The organism is Allocoleopsis sp. (genome assembly GCF_036703385.1).
Taxonomy (GTDB): domain Bacteria; phylum Cyanobacteriota; class Cyanobacteriia; order Cyanobacteriales; family Coleofasciculaceae; genus Allocoleopsis.
Map to the genome: position 1 here is coordinate 1 of NZ_DATNPA010000218.1, position 17,630 is coordinate 17,630.

At 45.1% G+C, this 17,630-nt stretch carries 20 protein-coding genes and 2 pseudogenes; 8 read left to right on the top strand and 14 right to left on the bottom strand.

From position 1 onward, the window contains the following. From V6C93_RS10680 to V6C93_RS10690, 3 genes are all read right to left on the bottom strand, one after another. Positions 1–1,101: AtzE family amidohydrolase (locus tag V6C93_RS10680; RefSeq protein ID WP_333476639.1), on the bottom strand; the 1,101-nt coding region annotated here is incomplete at its 3' end. A 224-nt stretch (positions 1,102–1,325) separates the two neighbouring features. Then, on the bottom strand, positions 1,326–1,712 hold the full coding sequence (locus V6C93_RS10685) for a response regulator (protein ID WP_333476640.1): 387 nt from the start codon (positions 1,710–1,712) through the stop codon (positions 1,326–1,328). A 232-nt stretch (positions 1,713–1,944) separates the two neighbouring features. After that, a complete protein-coding gene (locus tag V6C93_RS10690) occupies positions 1,945–2,133 on the bottom strand; it encodes a DUF4089 domain-containing protein (protein ID WP_333476641.1) in 189 nt (62 codons plus the stop codon). A 235-nt stretch (positions 2,134–2,368) separates the two neighbouring features. Here V6C93_RS10690 and V6C93_RS10695 point away from each other — a divergent pair, with 235 nt between their 5' ends. Continuing rightward, the gene (locus V6C93_RS10695; protein ID WP_333476642.1) at positions 2,369–3,049 is read left to right on the top strand and encodes a hypothetical protein; all 681 of its coding nucleotides are present in this window, start codon (positions 2,369–2,371) and stop codon (positions 3,047–3,049) included. Between the two features lie 87 nt (positions 3,050–3,136). Here the strand turns inward: V6C93_RS10695 and V6C93_RS10700 are convergent, their stop codons facing one another. Next, positions 3,137–3,634 (bottom strand): ureidoglycolate lyase, encoded by a 498-nt coding sequence (locus V6C93_RS10700; RefSeq protein ID WP_333476643.1) that lies wholly within the window; start codon positions 3,632–3,634, stop codon positions 3,137–3,139. A gap of 180 nt (positions 3,635–3,814) precedes the next feature. Between V6C93_RS10700 and V6C93_RS10705 the strand changes: the two genes are divergently transcribed. Next, on the top strand, positions 3,815–5,032 hold the full coding sequence (locus V6C93_RS10705; protein ID WP_333476644.1) for a DNA cytosine methyltransferase: 1,218 nt from the start codon (positions 3,815–3,817) through the stop codon (positions 5,030–5,032). On the opposite strand, the gene V6C93_RS10710 is transcribed toward V6C93_RS10705, so the two are convergent. Beyond that, positions 5,013–5,903 (bottom strand): metal ABC transporter permease, encoded by an 891-nt coding sequence (locus V6C93_RS10710; RefSeq protein ID WP_333476645.1) that lies wholly within the window; start codon positions 5,901–5,903, stop codon positions 5,013–5,015. The genes V6C93_RS10705 and V6C93_RS10710 overlap by 20 nt on opposite strands. Positions 5,904–5,973: 70 nt before the next feature. Next, on the bottom strand, positions 5,974–6,723 hold the full coding sequence (locus tag V6C93_RS10715) for a metal ABC transporter ATP-binding protein (RefSeq protein WP_333476646.1): 750 nt from the start codon (positions 6,721–6,723) through the stop codon (positions 5,974–5,976). A 54-nt stretch (positions 6,724–6,777) separates the two neighbouring features. Between V6C93_RS10715 and V6C93_RS10720 the strand changes: the two genes are divergently transcribed. Continuing rightward, a complete protein-coding gene (locus V6C93_RS10720; protein ID WP_333476647.1) occupies positions 6,778–7,821 on the top strand; it encodes a metal ABC transporter solute-binding protein, Zn/Mn family in 1,044 nt (347 codons plus the stop codon). 17 nt (positions 7,822–7,838) lie between these two features. Here the strand turns inward: V6C93_RS10720 and V6C93_RS10725 are convergent, their stop codons facing one another. Next, positions 7,839–7,976: a hypothetical protein gene (locus V6C93_RS10725; RefSeq protein ID WP_333476648.1), complete on the bottom strand. Its 138-nt coding sequence runs from the start codon at positions 7,974–7,976 to the stop codon at positions 7,839–7,841. Positions 7,977–7,987: 11 nt separating this feature from the next. On the opposite strand from V6C93_RS10725, the pseudogene cutA reads away from it, so the two are divergent. Further along, a pseudogene (gene cutA, locus V6C93_RS10730) lies at positions 7,988–8,359 on the top strand (divalent-cation tolerance protein CutA). A gap of 10 nt (positions 8,360–8,369) precedes the next feature. Here cutA and V6C93_RS10735 read toward each other — a convergent pair. Then, positions 8,370–8,807 carry an Rrf2 family transcriptional regulator gene (locus tag V6C93_RS10735; RefSeq protein WP_333476649.1) on the bottom strand — a complete coding sequence of 146 codons (438 nt, stop codon included), beginning with the start codon at positions 8,805–8,807 and terminating at the stop codon, positions 8,370–8,372. Between the two features lie 389 nt (positions 8,808–9,196). Here V6C93_RS10735 and V6C93_RS10740 point away from each other — a divergent pair, with 389 nt between their 5' ends. Beyond that, positions 9,197–10,516, top strand: a complete 1,320-nt coding sequence (locus V6C93_RS10740) for a serine hydrolase (protein ID WP_333476650.1) — start codon at positions 9,197–9,199, stop codon at positions 10,514–10,516. 565 nt (positions 10,517–11,081) lie between these two features. Here V6C93_RS10740 and V6C93_RS10745 read toward each other — a convergent pair. From V6C93_RS10745 to V6C93_RS10765, 5 genes are all read right to left on the bottom strand, one after another. Continuing rightward, positions 11,082–11,375: a hypothetical protein gene (locus V6C93_RS10745; RefSeq protein ID WP_333476651.1), complete on the bottom strand. Its 294-nt coding sequence runs from the start codon at positions 11,373–11,375 to the stop codon at positions 11,082–11,084. A 459-nt stretch (positions 11,376–11,834) separates the two neighbouring features. Continuing rightward, positions 11,835–12,134, bottom strand: a complete 300-nt coding sequence (locus tag V6C93_RS10750) for a hypothetical protein (protein WP_333476652.1) — start codon at positions 12,132–12,134, stop codon at positions 11,835–11,837. A 173-nt stretch (positions 12,135–12,307) separates the two neighbouring features. Then, positions 12,308–12,979, bottom strand: a complete 672-nt coding sequence (locus V6C93_RS10755; RefSeq protein WP_333476653.1) for a cation diffusion facilitator family transporter — start codon at positions 12,977–12,979, stop codon at positions 12,308–12,310. Positions 12,980–13,049: 70 nt separating this feature from the next. Further along, positions 13,050–13,745, bottom strand: a complete 696-nt coding sequence (cobO, locus tag V6C93_RS10760) for a cob(I)yrinic acid a,c-diamide adenosyltransferase (RefSeq protein WP_333476654.1) — start codon at positions 13,743–13,745, stop codon at positions 13,050–13,052. A gap of 214 nt (positions 13,746–13,959) precedes the next feature. After that, positions 13,960–14,367, bottom strand: a complete 408-nt coding sequence (locus V6C93_RS10765) for a hypothetical protein (RefSeq protein WP_333476655.1) — start codon at positions 14,365–14,367, stop codon at positions 13,960–13,962. 475 nt (positions 14,368–14,842) lie between these two features. Here V6C93_RS10765 and V6C93_RS10770 point away from each other — a divergent pair, with 475 nt between their 5' ends. From V6C93_RS10770 to V6C93_RS10780, 3 genes are all read left to right on the top strand, one after another. After that, entirely contained in the window at positions 14,843–15,379 is a 537-nt protein-coding gene (locus V6C93_RS10770) for an O-acetyl-ADP-ribose deacetylase (protein ID WP_349262680.1), read from the top strand. After that, positions 15,379–16,659 carry an inorganic phosphate transporter gene (locus tag V6C93_RS10775; RefSeq protein ID WP_333476657.1) on the top strand — a complete coding sequence of 427 codons (1,281 nt, stop codon included), beginning with the start codon at positions 15,379–15,381 and terminating at the stop codon, positions 16,657–16,659. The genes V6C93_RS10770 and V6C93_RS10775 overlap by 1 nt, the downstream gene beginning before the upstream one ends. Before the next feature lie 177 nt (positions 16,660–16,836). Continuing rightward, the gene (locus V6C93_RS10780; RefSeq protein ID WP_333476658.1) at positions 16,837–17,112 is read left to right on the top strand and encodes a hypothetical protein; all 276 of its coding nucleotides are present in this window, start codon (positions 16,837–16,839) and stop codon (positions 17,110–17,112) included. A gap of 168 nt (positions 17,113–17,280) precedes the next feature. Here the strand turns inward: V6C93_RS10780 and V6C93_RS10785 are convergent. After that, positions 17,281–17,630 (bottom strand): annotated as a pseudogene (locus V6C93_RS10785) (hypothetical protein); the annotation flags it as partial.

Here is a 17,630-nt window from a genome sequence, read left to right on the forward strand (position 1 = left end):
CCACTGCCTGAACCGTTGCGCCTGAATGTACCAATGAGAGGGAATTAAGGCACCAGCTAAAAAGCGATCGCGCGTTGCAGGGTCAAAATCTTGAGGGCGCGATCGCAAGTTAGTAAAATGCAGATTTGCCCCCTCAGACGCTGTAATAATGTACGCGGCTGCCCTACCGCGATGGGCTTCCGGTATTGTAACAGTTGTAGTAACATCGAGTGCCTGCGCCACCTTCGCAACCGCTTCCAACGCTTCGGGTTGTGCACCGGTGGCAAAATAACCAGAGGCTTGTAGACTCGCTACCCCTGCGCCATCAGCCACGGCAATTCGTAATCCTTCAATACTACGATTGAGCTGAGGCAAGCACAGTTCTGGGGAACGCTTGGTACAAACGAAGTCACTCTCATCCACTCCCTGAAGCACATCAAAGCTTGTGGCAATATCCCGCACGGAACGAGCAAAAGGCCCAATATGATCCAAGCTACTGGAAAATAACGCAACGCCCGATCGCGATAATCGTCCATAAGTAGGCTTCAAGCCGAAAACGCCGCACAGGGATGCGGGAACACGGATAGAACCGTTGGTATCAGTACCCAGCGTAAGAGGGACGAATCCCGCCGCCACTGCCGCTGCCGAACCGCCAGAGGAACCCCCAGCTACACGGCTGGGATCGTGAGGATTATGGGTAACACCGTAATGGTGATTTTCAGTCACAAAACCATAAGCATACTCATCCATATTTAGGGTACCGACTAACACCGCACCTGCTTGTTTTAGTCGGGCGACAGCCGTAGCATCCTGCGTTGCTGGGGGATTTTCGGCGTTAATTTTTGACCCGGCAAGGGTAGTTAAACCCGCGATATCGTAGAGGTTTTTAACCGCGAAGGGAACGCCTGCGAGAACGCCTGGATCGTTGCCTTGGGCAATTGTGCGATCGATTCTTTCTGCCTCTACCAGTGCTGTATCAGCAGTAACAGCCGTGAAACAATTCAAAGCCTCATCTTTAGCAGCGATTCGTTCTAAAGCAGCCGTGACAACCGCTTTAGCACTAATTTCTCCGGCGCGAACCGCTGTGGCAGTGGCAATGGTGTCGGCTTGTTTCAAATCCATTGATGTGCGGTAGAAATTAGATTTTCGTCCTAACAATAGGATAAAACGGCTGGTGAATTCTTATCGGTGCAGTTTTTAAGGATAACGATTACCGCCAAAAGCCTGTAGGGGCGTATCGCAATACACCCCTACGTTAGTTATGCAAATAAATTGCCCATGAATTGGTTGGTCAACTAAAGTCTATTTGAAAGGCTGAACGCTGAAGTATGAACAATTCAGGTGAATTAAACCTTTTCAAACCTTTTTAAACGAGCACTGATCGCACTTAACAGTTCCTTTCGGGTAAAAGGCTTAGTTAAATAATCATCAGCTCCTAGCTCCATTCCCAATCGCATATCATCTTTGGAGACTTTCGCAGTGAGAAAAATAAAGGGAATGTTGGCGGTAATTGGATTAGAACGCAGAGCTGTTAGGACGTTATGACCCGTTACTCCTGCCATTGTTACATCACAAATTACAAGATGTGGTAGTTCTCTTTGCGCTATATCCAGTCCCTCTCTCCCCCCTGAAGCGGTAAAAACGTGATATTTGTCTGAAAGAAGGTCTTCCAGATTCTCTCTAATTTCTTTTTCGTCTTCAATAACTAGGACTTTCAGGGAATTCTCGTTCATAAGTCAATCAAAGTTTTAAGTAGTACCCTCGAACGCTCTTAAATACCTTCCACGCTTAGGCTTTAGCTCATTGATCACCCTATGTGTATCAGGGGTCATTACCTCTTAGCTTTATGCAGTCTTCCTCCAAGTTAGCGGGTCATGAGAATTCTTGCTACCGAGAAAATACGGAATCGAGAACTTAGTTAAAGAGGGTTCAGTATTTTTACCTAGGATGACGAACGGAAAAACTTTACGGCTCAAATACTGGGGCAGCTTCCATCTCCTCAGGTAGGGGAAACTCCATCACCAGAGTTGCGATCGCGGCAATTTTGGTAAAGTTATCTACTACGCTGGGGCGGTACTCTGGAGCAAGTGGCAAATCAATCAATCGAACGGTCTGCTCAACATATTCCGTTAGATTGATGCTTTCTTCAGTCATGGAGTACTTGTCTCGTCTATAAGAGATTTCCGACAATTTTACTTTAAGGTTACCCTTTCAAGGTTACCCTTTCGTTCAAAATCACCCAGTTGGGTGAATTCACTGGGTGATGCATATTCGGTCTATCAATAGTAATCTCATAACTCCTATCAAAATCATTAGAAATAACCGGAAAAATGTTGATCGCGGCTGTAGCTCTAGGTGATGAACATAGAAGGTTGAATTACTCCAGATAATGCGAAACTTAGTTTACTTAATCAGTGGCATACTCATATTCAGCACATCTACGGCCTGTGTCTCTCAGGCAGAGCAACGAACAAATGTGGTAACCAATCCTAATAGTCCAACGGTTACATCTCTTAATGCAAGAGCCAATCAAACTCTTAGTCCAAGCACACAGTTAAAATCTAGGCCAAAAAAGAAAACTATCAGGGATGAATGGACACAGAGACAAATTCCAGTCAAGCTTTTTGGCATGGAGGGATTTCCCTTTACCACTTACTTTCCAGAAAATGACTTTGTTGTTGAATCTGGAGCATCTGGCGAAGGTATGGGTGTTTGGTTTTATTCCAAGGCTAGTGGTAAAAAATATGAGCCAGCTTACGTCCACTTTTTCTTTCCAGCTAAGCCACCAAACCTAGAAGGCATGAGAAGATCAGTGATTGGAAAGCGTGGTTTGATAGAAACCAATCAGTGGACAGTGAAAGGCCGTACTCAAAATGTACCCTATCGCTGGGCGAAAGAAAGAATTGATTTCGAGCAGCGTAAAGGGAATAAAAGTTTCATGGGGACTGTCTATATTGGGGAATATAAGGGAAAGGCTTTTCAAGTTACCGAGCATTTCCCCGCTGATTATGGAGATGGGTTTGCCCCTAGAGCCAGCATCATTTTAAAAGAATTGCAAGTTAAGGATTAGCTTCGATAAAGTATGGAGGTTAAATTTTAAAGTAGGGAAGAGAAAATTTGCCTATTTGATTTTAATTCCTAGTGGATATTCCACCCTTCATACTTTAAGTTCAAATTCTAGTTGATGACTTTTGAGAAAATCGTGGGTGAAATGGTCAACGATATTAGTATCATGCAGTTCTAGGTTATAAAAATCCACAGTATCATGCTCAAAATAAGGGCCAGCGTGCCAAGTCCCCATCTCTAACTTGATAAAGCAATTCCCTGGAATGTGGAACGCGGCTATATCTTCTACGGCGGGGTGGTCAGTTTTATGATTCGGAGGGGCAACTGCAATTAACCAGTCTTTGCCTTCGAGAGCACCTAAACATTGGGTGCATTGGGCATGGCGAGTAATTTTGTGGAACTTGCGCCCTTTTTGATGCAGCCGCATGATATAAAACCGAGGTGTTCCATTCTGGAGGTTTAGCTGAGCATCATCAACATCGTAGGATTTGCCGTCTTCACTAGCAAAGATAACTTGACCATAGCGTCGGAAGTTTTCGGGTGTCACCCATTCGGTTAGTAACTGTTGAACACTATTTTCTGCTGTCATGATTGACCTCTGCTATTTGACATTTCCTATGTTGTAATATTCCCTTACAACAAGGATAACTTACCTAGCTAAAAGTTGAGTATAGTGGAAATGCGATCGCATCGGTATTTACTGTACAGCTAATGACAATCATTTGTAAAATAATACAGCTTATTGCAAAATCACTAAAATCACTATGGAATGACTCGAAATATCAGTATTTTCTCCTTTTTCTCTGGAGCCGGTTTCCTTGATTTGGGTTTTGAATTGGCTGGTTTTAACCTAGCTTATGTCAGTGAGATTCACTCTCGTTTCCTGGAAGCCTATCGTTACTCTAGAGAATGTCTTAAACTACCTCTCCCTCGATATGGATATTATGGAGGAGAAGAGGCAGATATCATTCAACTTATTGAGGGAGAAAAAAAACTACGCCTTAAGGACTTGCTTCAAGATTGCCGTCAGATGAGTGAGCTTATCGGATTTATCGGTGGCCCTCCCTGTCCTGATTTCTCTGTAGGCGGAAAAAATCGAGGACGAGAAGGAGATAACGGAAAGCTTTCCGCCTGTTATGTTCAATTAATTTGTCAGCATCAGCCTGATTTCTTTTTGTTTGAGAATGTTAAAGGTTTATGGATTACTAAAAAACATCGCACTTTTTTTGAACACCTTAAAGGACAACTCATCGAAGCAGGCTATGTTTTAACAGAACGCTTAATCAATGCCTTAGAATATGGGGTTCCCCAAGATAGAGATAGGATAATCCTTATAGGTTTTCGGAATAGCCTAATTCAAGATTTAGGAATAAAACTGCTAAATCCAGGCAAACTGCCCTCAAATATTTTTCCCTGGAATAAGTATGTAAGATATTCCAAAGAGCAAGCTTTTTCTTATTCTTGGCCTACGAGAAATTTATTTCAGGAAAATTCTCTAATTCCTTGCCCTGATAAGATTCCTCAAGAATTAACCGTTGAGTACTGGTTTCAAAAAAATGATGTTCTCAACCATCCTAATGCTCAACATTGTTTTAAACCTAGAGCTGGCCTCAAGCGGTTTGCTACCGTTGAGGAGGGGGATGACTCTAAAAAGTCATACAAGCGTCTTCACCGATGGCGTTACTCTCCAACAGCTTGTTACGGCAACAATGAGGTTCATCTACATCCCTATAAAGTCCGCCGACTCTCAGTAGCAGAAGCACTGGCAATACAATCGTTACCGAGAGACTTTGTTTTGCCTGATAATCTATCCTTAAGCAATATGTTCAAGACAATTGGTAATGGTGTTCCCTATTTAGCATCGAAGGCGCTTGCCTTAACAATTTATGACTTTCTTGGAACAAATAAATGGCAGGATTCTTATTATTCAAAAATAGAGCAAAAGGGTTATATATACGGATTTAATATCACTTATGACCAAGTTTAATAAATTGCAATACTCGTCCAATCCAAGTTGAACGATGAGCCATTTCTGGACGCGTTAAAATACCTTGCGAAGGGCTAAATAAAAGGGCTAAAAAGAATAAACTAAACGTTAGTAATACAATGGCTGGGCCTGAAGGAATATTGAAATAATAGCTAGCATAGACTCCACCAATTGTGACAATCACTCCCAAGATTGCCCCCAGTCCCATGACTTGGTGTAATTCTTTCACCAAGAGATAGGCGGTAATACCGGGGCCAACTAGTAGAGAAATCACTAAGACAACTCCCACCGTTTGCATACTGCTAACAATGGTGAGAGTAATCGCAGCCATTAAACCAAAGTGCAGCAAATTAACCGGATATCCAAGGGCTTGAGCGCCTTGTTTATCAAAGGTGTATAATAGCAATTCTTTATAGAATAATTTAATTAATAGGAGAACAATAAGAGTAATAATTGCCGTGCGCTGGGCATCAGCTATTGTTACTCCTAGAATGTCGCCAAAGAGCAGATTATCCAGGTCTAATTTACTTTTTAATGAGGTAATTAGTGCAATGCCTAAAGCAAAAAAACTAGAAAATGTCAATGCCATTGCTGCATCAACTTTAACACGAGATTGGGTGCGAATCCAAGCAATAACAAAGGTACTGAAAAGACCTGAGATGAAAGCTCCAATTAAAATATTTATTCCCCAAGCAAAGGCGATCGCTAATCCAGGTAACACCGCATGGGCAATCACATCACCCAACAAAGCCATGCGCTGGACGATCAGATAAGTGCCCACTACCGGGCAAAGAATTCCAGTAAAAATTCCTACTGCGATCGCATTTCGGATGAATTCATAGCTTAGAGGTTCTACCAGCCAATTCAACATAACAAGTGGGTTGATTAACTTGGCCTTTAAATCTTCAATATGAGATATCAGCCGCGAATAATTCTTAATCTTAACAAAAATATGAAGTTTCCAACTGCTCATGGAGACGTTGTGCATTTAGCCCTTCCCCATAGGCACGTTGAATATTTTCTAAGGTCATCACATCTTGTGGGTAGCCATTAGCGATTAACTCTCGATTTAACAACATCAATTGGTCATAATTCGTCAAGGCTTCTCCCCATTCATGAGAGCTGACTAACAGGGTTTTTCCTTCTGATTTGAGTTCAGAGAAAATGTGAAAAAGAATCGCTTCTGTCTTTTTGTCCACGCCAGCAAGCGGTTCATCAAATAAGAAGAGTTCCCCTTGTTGTGCCAGCGCACGCGCCAAAAAAACTCGTTGCTGCTGTCCCCCTGAAAGTTCCCCAATCTGGCGGTGCCGTAATTCCCACATTCCCACGCGCTGGAGGGCTTCGGCAACCATTTCTTGAGATTGGCGAGACGGTGAGCGAAACCATCCCGTATGTGCAGTACGTGCCATCATGACCACACTCCACACGGTTATAGGATAATCCCAGTCAATTTGCGATCGCTGCGGCACGTATGCACAGCAACTCAATCGTTGTTTTAGCACCTGTCCCTTAAACTTCACCACTCCGCTGATCGCAGGCACTAACCCCAGCATCGCTTTAATCATCGTGCTTTTGCCAGCACCATTTGGCCCAATCAGTCCCACGAGTTGTCCGGGTGCTAAGCGAAAGCTGATGTTTCCTAAGGCTTGAAGCCCTCGATAGTTGACCGCTAAATTTTGAACTTCTAACATGATCAATCTGAATGATAATCATTATCATTATGTTAGCTTGTTCAAAGGCTAGTGATGTTAAAAAGCTTATTGTTTAAAACTTGTGCTGTAGCCAATGCTACGGTTTTAGCACTTGCACTCGGATTGGCTGGTTGTACCTCGAAGCAGGAGACAGCAAATTCTTCCCGCAACACAACAGCAGGCACATCCTCTGTACCCGTAAACAGCCAAAGAGCCAAAGTTGTTGCCACCAGCAGTGTACTTTGTGATATCACAGAAAAAATTGCCCAAGATACCGTTGACTTGACTTGTTTAATCCCTGCCGGTACAGACCCCCACGTTTATGCACCCAAACCTAGCGATCGCAAAGCCATTGAACAAGCGAACTTGATTCTCTATAATGGCTACGGTTTTGAAGCCGACTTAATTAAGTTAATCCAGTCCACCAACAATTCTGCTCCCAAAGTGGCCGTTGGTGAAATTGCTGTATCTAAACCCCTCAAGGGTGAAGAGCATGAGCATGAATCTAGGGAAAAAGCAGCAGTCGAGCAGGAACATGGCGAATTCGATCCTCATGTGTGGCATGATGCCAAAAATGGTGTTCGGATGGTCGAAGTTGTTCTAGATAACTTGAAAAAATTATCTCCTAAGGATGACGCCAAATATATCAGTAATACTGAAAAAATAACCCGTGAACTGACGCAACTGGATACTTGGATTAAATCAGAAATTAGTACGATTCCTGCAAAACAGCGCAAGTTAGTTACAACCCACGACTCGATGGGATATTATGCCGTTGCCTATGGAATTCCGATTGAAGGTGCGTTGCAAGGTATCAGCACCGATGAAAAACCAACCGCTGGACGAGTCAAAGAATTAGTGGATGAGATTAAGAAGGCGAGTGTGCCTACCATTTTTGCCGAAGCAACTATTAATCCAAAGTTAATTGAAACCGTTTCTAGAGAAGCGCAGGTTAATGTCTCAACCCACAAACTATTTGCTGATGGGCTAGGAGAAAGAGGGACAGTAGCTGACACTTACGAGAAGATGCTGATTGCCAATACTCAAGCAATCGTTACAGGACTGGGAGGCAAGTACACACCATTTCAGCTTAAATAGTATGGCTTGAGCGAGGTTTAGACGCAATCAGAGAGCCAATCTTTACCTGTATACTCAAACACATCCTGACAGTCTTGAGCATTAATGGGTCTACCTAAAGACTGATTAATAGTTTCTGCTAGCTTGCCTAAAATCTGATGGCAATAAAATGGCATCTGTGGAAATTATGCAATTAGACGTAGGATTTATTTTTACAGAGGAGAACAATTCTGCCGCAACAGACTATGCTGTTGTATTGGTAACCGCATCTTCTCAGGAAGAAGGGAAAGCGATCGCGCACGCTCTAGTGGAAGCCAAACTAGCCGCCTGTGTCACCCTCATGCCAGTGCATTCTATTTATACCTGGCAAGGTTAGGTGATGGAAGAGCCGGAGTGGCAGATGGTGATTAAAACCAAATTTGCCCAGTTTGCCTTATTAGAAGGCAAGATTCGGGAATTACACTCTTACGAAGTTCCTGAAATCATTGCGCTGCCTATTATGGTGGGTTCTGGATCTTATTTACAGTGGATTTCAAGTCATGTAGCCGCTGATTCCTGATAGAGATGTTTTAAATGTAGAACATCATTCCTTCCTGCTGTTTAGCTTTTCGCCGTTCATAGAGGTCTTGCAGCGTATATCTTTGCAAAGCTGAGTGAGCTACATCACGGGCTTCCTGCCAAATGTCCTGAATTACTTGACTGTCTGGTTTGTCGGGCATATTTCTTTTAACAGGTACATTCGGCTCTAAACCTTCTAGGCAGTTTAAAGCATCAAGGATGGTAATTTTCCAGGGTTGTCGTGCCAGAACATAACCACCTTTAGCCCCTCGTATGCTCTTAACCAGACCTCCTCGTTTTAATATTGCCATCTGTTGTTCTAGATAGCGATTTGGTATAGCGTGTAATGCTGCAATTTGCCGAATTTGCAAGGGTTCGCCGCTACTGTAGTCAGCGGCTAGCTCTAAGAGGGCAAAAAGTGCGTATTGAGATTTGGCTAAGAGTTCCACAAATAAACTCCAAAAGGCTCAAGCCACAGACTATTCATTGGGAGATTCCCAAGGTGTTGATTTATCTCTGGAGAGTTTGACTGGAACTAAAAATCTGTTTTAGCTTGACCCAGGGCTTTCCGATTGATTTCACTTTAGGTAAGAAGTTCGATAGAAGCAAATGTAGTTTTTTATTGTTTTAATAATATAAATTTATTGATTAGTCTCCAACTTCCCCTAGCTCACGCAATTCTCCAGGAAAGTCCTGAGTTGGCTGGGTTACAGATGAAAGAAATTTTTCAGAAGGATTCTCATCTGAGTAATAATCTTTAATCGGTCAAGACAAGCATTCTGGCTATCCATGTTTTGACCGATCGCACCCGGACACCTTGAATTAAGGAACAATATTGGTGAAAGTACGCTGGCTCTTACCTGGCTTAATGGGCGCTTTTCTACTCTGTACTCCCGCTAAAGCAGGTAGCTTAGAATCTTGGAACTTCAATCGCAATCTGCGTCAGCTCGATTTGACGACGGATGAGGGGGTTCAACCCAGAGTCTTTCTGATGACCAATCCCACCCGTTTAGTGATTGAACTGCCGAACACCACCCTGGCACGCTCTCAAAGCAATCAACGGGTTGACCCATTGATTAAGGAAATACGGCTAGGCCAATTTGACGCCCAAACTACCCGGATGGTGGTTGAATTAGCCCCAGGCTACACCTTAGACCCGACCAAAGTTCGGGTTCGCGCCGATTCACCGACCCGTTGGGTACTCCAGTTACCTAATCCTGAGCGGCTTACAAGTGATAACTCCCGTGAATTGGGCTCAACTGAGCCGATGGGTCAAACCCAACAGGCGATCGCTGTACCGCCAGCACCTCCCTCGCGGTTTGCCGGAGTCGTTTCTTTAGGCAAAGAAATGCCAGGACTTGAGCCTGAAATTAAAGCGTTGATGGCTCGCTATAGTTTCCTCCAGACGGGTATGTTTTTCCTAGATTTGGATACGGGAAATTATTTGGACATCAGTGGCGATCGTGTTTTTCCTGCTGCCAGTACCATTAAGTTACCCATCCTTATCGCCTTTTTCCAAGATGTAGACGCGGGAAAAGTCAGCTTAAATGAAACCCTCGTCATGCGACGTGACCTGATGACGAACGGTTCTGGAACGATGCAGTACGAAAGGGCAGGGACTAAGTATAGTATCCGAGAAACCGTGAACAAGATGATTACGATTAGCGATAATACCGCTACCAATATGATCATCGATCGCTTAGGCGGAAGGGCAAGGCTGAATCAGCGTTTCCAGAGTTGGGGACTTAAGGACACGGTCATCCGCAATATGCTTGGTGATTTTAAAGGTACCAATACCACCAGTCCTAAAGACTTAGTGCGGTTACTCACACTAGTCGCCAATCAAAAGTTACTTTCCCCACCGAGCCGGGAGCAGGCTTTAGAAATATTGCGCAATACCAAGACGAGAACGCTGCTACCGGCTGGTCTTGCTCCAGGCGCTGAGATTGCTCATAAAACTGGAGACATCGGTTTTCTCATTGGGGATGCGGGAATGATTGAGATGCCCAATGGTAAGCGCTATTTAGCCGGGATTTTCGTCAGACGCCCCTATAAAGATGTCAGGGGACGAGATTTTATTCGTCAAGTCTCCCATATTGTCTACACCTACCTGGAGAATCAGACAGCAGGAGTTCCAATTAATTCCTCGATGCGCTGAAGCAAACACATCAGTAGGGTGCATCTAGACCCACCCTACCCCTATTCTTTTTAGCGGATTCTACACTCACTGCCTGCGGACAGGGTTGCTGATTGAATGTATTGCGCAATGTTAATAGACTCTCCTAAAAAGTAAACTTCCGTGTCATTTGCTTCGGCTTTAAACAGAGAGTGGTAAATTAGTAATTGAAGCTGAAAAGCTTCTCTGACAGATACTACAGCGCAGTCCACGTTAGATTAAAGAGGTAAAGAACGCTGTTTAATTCAACGTCTGTCTCATCAAAAAACAACAGTAACACTCAACTGAACGCTGATATTTCCTCACGTACTTAATGGAGAGCGATGCCACTGGATATTTGATTCAGTGCAACTCTATCTAGAATGACTTAAGAGAGGAAGTCACTTGGTATTCAAGGTTGAGTGTTGTTGTTTTAAGGTTTTGACATTAGAAAAGCGCCCAAAATTGGGCGGACACTTCATGACTAAAATAATTTCTAATTCGTAATTCGTAATTAAAGACGGGTACAAGCCCCTGCGGAAAACCCCAGTTAGAAACCGGAGGAAGTTTACCAGGTTGTACTAACTCGACTATTGTTCGGGCAATAATCTGAACAGTTAATAGCTGCCTCTGTATTAGCTACTGAAGGATGCACTGTACACTTCAGTCGATAATCCGCTGTGAAAAACTGACAATGAGTACAGGGGATTTGATGCATACGTTTTGCGATCGCAACGCTATGTGTAATGGTTGACCAGATGGTTAAACCAGCGAGAAGGATTAACCCCCAAGTGAGGCAAAAGCATATCGGCACCAAATAGGGCTGGATGGTGTGAACCAGCGGCTGTAGCAATTGAAACATGGCTTGATTGTTGGTAGAGGAACCAATGAATATAAATTAAATTAATTTAATTTATAAGTTTTTGCAATAAGCTAAAAGAGCAAAACTACAACTTGTCGAACACTAACCTGACTTTTCACGTCATGTGGAAAAGTTCACGAAAAACCTAACCCCCTAACCCCCTTCCCACCTCCCCCTGCCCCCTCCTACGAAGAGGGGGAAAAGGAATAGATTTGTTGTTGGAAGGGGGAAAAATCAAAGCCTCTCTCCTTGTATGAGAGAGGTTTGGAGAGAGGTTTTGCACATCCCGTGAAAAGTAAGGAACACTAACCAGTAGACGGGCACCAAGCTTTCTGGCTCATACCACAAGAGGTTTAGAAATTTGATTATGCAAAAATCAATGCCTATTAGCTTACTTTTATAAATAGGTATCTATTCTTTATACTAAATTAGCCTTTGAAACTTCGTCTCATTACCCCATCAAGCACAGCACTGAGAAATCAAGGCCTCGATTCTTGGGTCTAGATGTGATGTTTTCAGAGGGAATACCGATGAAATTTCATTGACGACCTTCAGCCGTCGTCGGTACACCGCATGTAGCAGTCGGTCGATCAACTCTCTATCCTCTGGAGTGAGTGACTCTCCTAGCAGGGCAGCCATTAACCCATAGCGATCAGCCAGGGTAATTTTGCCGGAGTAGCTGACTTGAGCGAATAGCTCAGGGAGTGCATTAGGTAGAAGACACACTTGAGTGAACATCAGAAGTACCGTAAGGAGCATTCATCATCTCCGAAGATACTTGCTCCTCGCACCAGAAGAGAACGGCGAAATTCCTTAAATCAGATCTATAAAGCTACTGCCTATTTCCGTATTTTCTCGGATATCCTCTGACGCGGCTGGCGAACCTGAAGTCTTGTAATCGACACAGCGACAGTTTTTCTTGAAGGTTGGGTTCAGGGCTTGGCAAACAAAGCATTGAGACTTTGAATAATCAAGGGTGTGGCGCTGATGATAATCAACCCCGACACGAACAGCGTCATCACAGCATCTGCCCAAATCCAATGCAGTGCCCAAACGGCGATCGCAGCTAAGATTACACCAATTGAACTGGCTGCATCAGCAAGCACATGCAGAAATGCTCCCCTGAGGTTGAGGTCATGGTGACTATCTTTGTGCAGTAAGAAGATATTTACACTATTGACTCCAAGCCCTACACTTGCTGTTGCCAACATCGGTAAACTCAGAATTTCTATCGGGGGAGACTGGAGACGTTCAACCGCTTCCCAACCGATCCAAAGTGCGATCGCCACTAGTCCCAATCCATTGATCAGCGCCGCCAGTACTTCAACCCAATGATTTCCAAGCGCTGGCTCATGAGAACGGTGCCGCTGAGCGATCCAGTTTGCCAGCAAAGCCAGAAGCAACGCCAAACAGTCAGACGCTAGATGACCAGAATCCGCCAAAAGTGCAAGACTGTGGCTAAATAGCCCGACTGATAACTCTGCAACAGCAAAGCTGCAAATCAGAACCAGCGCGATCAGCAGTAACCTCACCTTACTCTCTTGCTGGGATGACTGACCCGTAGGAATTGTGTGATGAACGCAGGAAGCGGAGTGATGATGCATTGCAATTCGATGTGTCAGTTTTTATACGATGCACCGAGGTACCGCTCTAATCAGGTTAAATCACGCCAACTCAAAACTCAATTCCCGGTTGTGCTTTAATCCCCTGTTCCCGGAAAGGATGCTTAACGAGGGTCATCTCTGTCACTAAATCTGCGTATTCTATTAAAGGAGTGGGTGCCCCTCGACCCGTAAGGATGACGTGAGAATCAGCTGGCTTTTGTTTCAGCCCTGCCAGAACCTCCTCAACATCCAAGTAGCCCAGCTTTAAGGCAACATTCACTTCATCTAAGAGTACCAGTCGGAAGTCAGGGTTAGAAATAAACTCTAATGCCTTTTCCCAAGCAGCTTTCGCTTTTGCAATATCTCGCTCTCGGTCTTGAGTTTCCCAGGTAAAGCCTTCTCCCATCGCGTGGAACTCTAACTGAGGCATCTCTCCCGGTGCAGCAGATGTCCAGTGCTGCACGGCAGCTTTCTCCGCTGGTTCCCAAGCTCCTTTGATAAATTGTACGATCGCCACCCTGTATCCATGACCGAGCGATCGCAACACCATCCCTAACGCGGCTGTTGTCTTACCCTTACCGTTGCCTGTGTTGACGATAATCAGTCCCTTCTCTTTTGACGCTTGGGTCAGACGCTGTTCTTGTACCTCCTTCCGCCGCTGCATTTTCCGCTGATACTGCTCCGGCGTCAGTCCAGACGCTTCTGAAGTAGAAATATCTTTAGAGTCCAAGGTTTCGGTTGAGTCCGTTTGAGAGTTGATGTTCATTAACAACAAACCATAATGAATCGGGAATTAGGCACTCGGTGTGGGGTTTAAGGATTGGGTTGAACGTTAAAAGGTTAAAGGTTTGAACCAGATAGTTCTCATCGGCTTCCTCATCCCATTTAACCAGCAACTTGCTAACTTGCTACCTTGCAACTTATAATTGGTTGACTTGCAACTTATCAACGTTCAACTCTTCTCCCCAATCCCTAAGTTGCTATTTCATCCAAGAATAGTCCCAGGAAGGCTGCTCTATTTCTTCAACCCAGTCAATTTGATCGCTCAGACTGTCGTGAACAAAAGGCTTCTGTATATTTTCCATCCAGGAGAAATCCCAGTAAGGTGATTCTAGTTCTTCAACCACACGTACCATATCTCCCTCGTAGTTCTGATTCACTTGCATCGCTCTGGAGCGCAAATGAGCGGGTACATAACGCAGGTGAACCGGCAGTCCGTGCGCTAGCATAAATTCCGCTAATTGCTCGGAATGAATGTAGATTCCCTGGATATGAAGGTTGTGTAAAATTTCCTCAAATGTAGGCCATTGCTCATTTCCTTGTACGTGAGAAGACAACTTCATGCTATTTAGAGCAATAGAGAGGAGATCGCTGGATATCGATAACATTGGTTGCATTTAGACTGAGGTGTGCTGAGTCGTAAGTTATGGAAGCGACCGACAATGCGAAGTTCTATCGAGGAATAAAACTTAGCAGTGACTGCTGCCTTGATCCAAACCTTGGCTTTTACCAGAGGATGTTTTGAACCTATTTAGTTGTAAGGAAAACGATAATCAGCTTAAGAAGCGTTTTTTTAGGGTGAATGGGTTACGGCTGCTGTCAACAATTGCTTGCTGTGTGTTAGGGTTCTTGGACAGTACCGCGTCCCGTTGTGTTAACCGAGCAGCTAGGCGATGCCGTTGACTCAGCCGAGCAAGTGGCGCATAGCCAGACGTTAATTTGGAGCTAACAGGATGTAGCCCAGCGGAGCTAGCACCTATGGGCAACGCTACCTTCATGTACCTCGGTTGGCAATGGGGATGGTCAGAGCCGCGCTTTAACATCCGCTTCGTTAAAATTCATCTATTTGATGGACTAATTTTTATGATATCAGGGAAAATAACCCTCATCGAAGGAGATATTACCCAGCAGCGAGTCGATGCCATTGTTAATGCTGCAAACACCTCTTTACTAGGAGGTGGTGGCGTAGATGGGGCAATTCATCGAGCCGCAGGGCCAAAATTATTAGAAGAATGCCGACAATTGAATGGCTGTAAAACGGGTGATGCCAAAATTACCCAGGGTTACAATCTCCCTGCCGATTGGGTGATTCACACCGTAGGGCCAGTTTGGCAGGATGGAAGTCATGGGGAAGATGAGCGATTAGCTAGCTGTTATCGTCGCTGCCTAGCTGTTGCAGAGCAATATGAAATTCGCACGATCGCTTTCCCAGCCATTAGTACGGGTGCTTATCGCTTCCCGCCGGAGCACGCTGCCAAAATTGCCGTGAAACAAGTCAAGATGTTTTTGGAAAACAATTCCTCCATAGAGGTCGTCAGCTTCGTGTGCTTTAATCGTCAGACTTACGATTGCTATCGAGCGGCACTAAAAGAAATTCTGCTCTGGCAGGATAAAGAGTGATGCTGGTACTGCAACTGAGTCTGACGGCAATCCTGGCTTTCTACGTTGCCTGGAATCTGGGCGCTAATGATGTCGCCAATGCGATGGGCACTTCCGTGGGGTCGAAGGCAGTTACCTTACGGCAGGCGCTGATTATTGCTGGCATCTTGGAATTTACGGGCGCTGTTTTGTTCGGTCATGAAGTTTCCGCGACTCTAGCCACTGAAGTCATTAACCCTGAGTTGTTTGCCGCCATGCCTCAACTGTTAATTTTAGGCATGGTTTCGGTGTTAGTGGCTTGTGGTTTGTGGCTGCAAATTGCCACCAGTCGGGGTTGGCCTGTTTCATCGTCTCATGCGGTTGTGGGTGCGATCGCAGGATTTAGTTGGGTGGCAGCTGGTTTTGGTGCCGTGGACTGGTCAAACATCGGTGTGATTTCCCTGGCTTGGGTGGTAACACCTGTGGTGAGTGGTATTATTGCCGCTGGATTTTACAGTGTAATCAAGTACTCCATTCTTGATCGCCCCAACCCCATTGTTCAGCTACGCGAGTGGATTCCCTGGCTGAGTGCAACGCTTTTGAGTGTGTTTGGCGTGATTGTCCTGCCGACTCTTTTTGAGAAACCCGTCTTCCAAGCGTTGCCAGTTCCCGCTCATGACTTACCCCTTGCTACGGGTGCCATCGCGGCTGTTACTCTTACCATTATTAGTTGGCGAAAACTGGCTCGTTTTACGACCCTACCCAATCCGCAAGATTCTCCCATTGCCAATTCCCCATTCCCCAATCCTGTTGAACGATTACTCGGACGGTTCCAGGTACTGAGTGCTTGCTTTGTGGCTTTTGCTCATGGGTCGAATGATGTGGGGAATGCGATCGCTCCTTTAGCTGCGATCGCTTATATTCTGCGTACAGGTTCTGTTCCCCTATCTGGATTGAGCATTCCCTTATGGATTCTCGTCCTCGGCGGGGGGGGTATCGTTTTCGGTTTAGCGATTTGGGGCAAAAACGTGATTGCCACGATTGGGGAAAATATCATCCCACTCCAACCCAGTAGTGGATTTTGTGCCGAACTGGCTACCGCTACCACCATCTTGCTGGCTTCGCGCTTTGGGATACCTGTTTCTACGTCCCACGCTCTGGTTGGCGCTGTTGTTGGGATTGGATTAATTCAGGACTGGAAGAGTGTCCGCTTCCAAACGCTTCAAGGTATTGCTCTGGCATGGATTATTACTTTACCCATCGCTGCTGGTTTAGGTGCGATTATCTTTGTCTGTTTGCGTCTACTTTTCCTTCCAGGGTGATAGGGCAAGCTGGGGCTTGACATTGCCCTCAATTTTATGGTAATTTTCTCTCATAATAGGTAGAATGTGCGCACATATATAGCCCTTCTCGATTGGATGGGATACACTCTGACTTCTCTGGAAAACGTCTCTCCTATCAATACCCTGTGATATATGCGGTAGGGGCATGATATTGTCGTGTTCTTTTCAGGTTTTGCGATCGCATTCTTGTTCTCTTCTCCTCTTTTCTTCTCCCCCATTTTTAAGAAGGGTTGGGGGAATCTCACCTCACAGCTCAATCGCATAATAATCCAAGGGTGTTTTCCCTGCACCCTGAAGCCAGCGTGCGTCGGGTTTCCAGGCACCATTGAGTTCTTCGCGGCGGCGGGTGTAGACGGTGAGTTGGTTGTCTTCAATTTTCAGCAGGTTGTACTGGATTTGATGTGGTTCTCGTCTGTTAGTTCTCCGTCGTAATCGTCGCGGTCAATGAGTTTGTAGGCTTTTTTTGCTAGTTTCCAGTTGAGGTCGTGGTTGCCGGGAACGAGGATGATTTGGTCTGGGTTTAGGGGGAAGTCTTGGCGGAGGTTGTGGAGAAATTGTTCGGTGGCTTTGTATTCTTCCTCTGTGGAATAGTTGGCGATGTCAATTGGTTCCCAGTTGCAGCAAGTGATACTTGAGTAAATCTGCTAGCCATTCCATAGCGCAGTTACGGGGTTGAGCAAACCCCTCATTCCGCAGATAGGCTGTTAAAATCTCCTCTGCCTCTTGTCGGGAAATAGCAACTTGTAATTCCAATTCCGTCGCCTCCCGCCCCTGTGTCATTCTCCAAGCAAGATGCTGCAACATTAACTGACACCAGCGCCGCGACTCATCACTGATTGGGACATCCTGTTTCAGCTTGTCATAATAACTCTGAGCAAACTGACGAAACACCAATCCCAGATTTGGCGGCACCTTCCCCATCGCCTTAAATAGGGAACACAACATCCACA

Bases quoted from the DNA above. Each gene is read 5' to 3' on its own strand.
- V6C93_RS10750 (WP_333476652.1), bottom strand. From the start codon at position 12,134: ATGCTCCTTACGGTACTTCTGATGTTCACTCAAGTGTGTCTTCTACCT.
- V6C93_RS10715 (WP_333476646.1), bottom strand. From the start codon at position 6,723: ATGTTAGAAGTTCAAAATTTAGCGGTCAACTATCGAGGGCTTCAAGCC.
- V6C93_RS10690 (WP_333476641.1), bottom strand. From the start codon at position 2,133: ATGACTGAAGAAAGCATCAATCTAACGGAATATGTTGAGCAGACCGTT.
- V6C93_RS10770 (WP_349262680.1), top strand. From the start codon at position 14,843: ATGATATCAGGGAAAATAACCCTCATCGAAGGAGATATTACCCAGCAG.
- V6C93_RS10755 (WP_333476653.1), bottom strand. From the start codon at position 12,979: ATGCATCATCACTCCGCTTCCTGCGTTCATCACACAATTCCTACGGGT.
- V6C93_RS10700 (WP_333476643.1), bottom strand. From the start codon at position 3,634: ATGACAGCAGAAAATAGTGTTCAACAGTTACTAACCGAATGGGTGACA.
- V6C93_RS10705 (WP_333476644.1), top strand. From the start codon at position 3,815: ATGACTCGAAATATCAGTATTTTCTCCTTTTTCTCTGGAGCCGGTTTC.
- V6C93_RS10695 (WP_333476642.1), top strand. From the start codon at position 2,369: ATGCGAAACTTAGTTTACTTAATCAGTGGCATACTCATATTCAGCACA.
- V6C93_RS10710 (WP_333476645.1), bottom strand. From the start codon at position 5,903: ATGTTGAATTGGCTGGTAGAACCTCTAAGCTATGAATTCATCCGAAAT.
- V6C93_RS10720 (WP_333476647.1), top strand. From the start codon at position 6,778: ATGTTAAAAAGCTTATTGTTTAAAACTTGTGCTGTAGCCAATGCTACG.
- V6C93_RS10765 (WP_333476655.1), bottom strand. From the start codon at position 14,367: ATGTTATCGATATCCAGCGATCTCCTCTCTATTGCTCTAAATAGCATG.
- V6C93_RS10775 (WP_333476657.1), top strand. From the start codon at position 15,379: ATGCTGGTACTGCAACTGAGTCTGACGGCAATCCTGGCTTTCTACGTT.
- V6C93_RS10745 (WP_333476651.1), bottom strand. From the start codon at position 11,375: ATGTTTCAATTGCTACAGCCGCTGGTTCACACCATCCAGCCCTATTTG.
- V6C93_RS10685 (WP_333476640.1), bottom strand. From the start codon at position 1,712: ATGAACGAGAATTCCCTGAAAGTCCTAGTTATTGAAGACGAAAAAGAA.
- cobO (WP_333476654.1), bottom strand. From the start codon at position 13,745: ATGAACATCAACTCTCAAACGGACTCAACCGAAACCTTGGACTCTAAA.
- V6C93_RS10725 (WP_333476648.1), bottom strand. From the start codon at position 7,976: ATGCCATTTTATTGCCATCAGATTTTAGGCAAGCTAGCAGAAACTATT.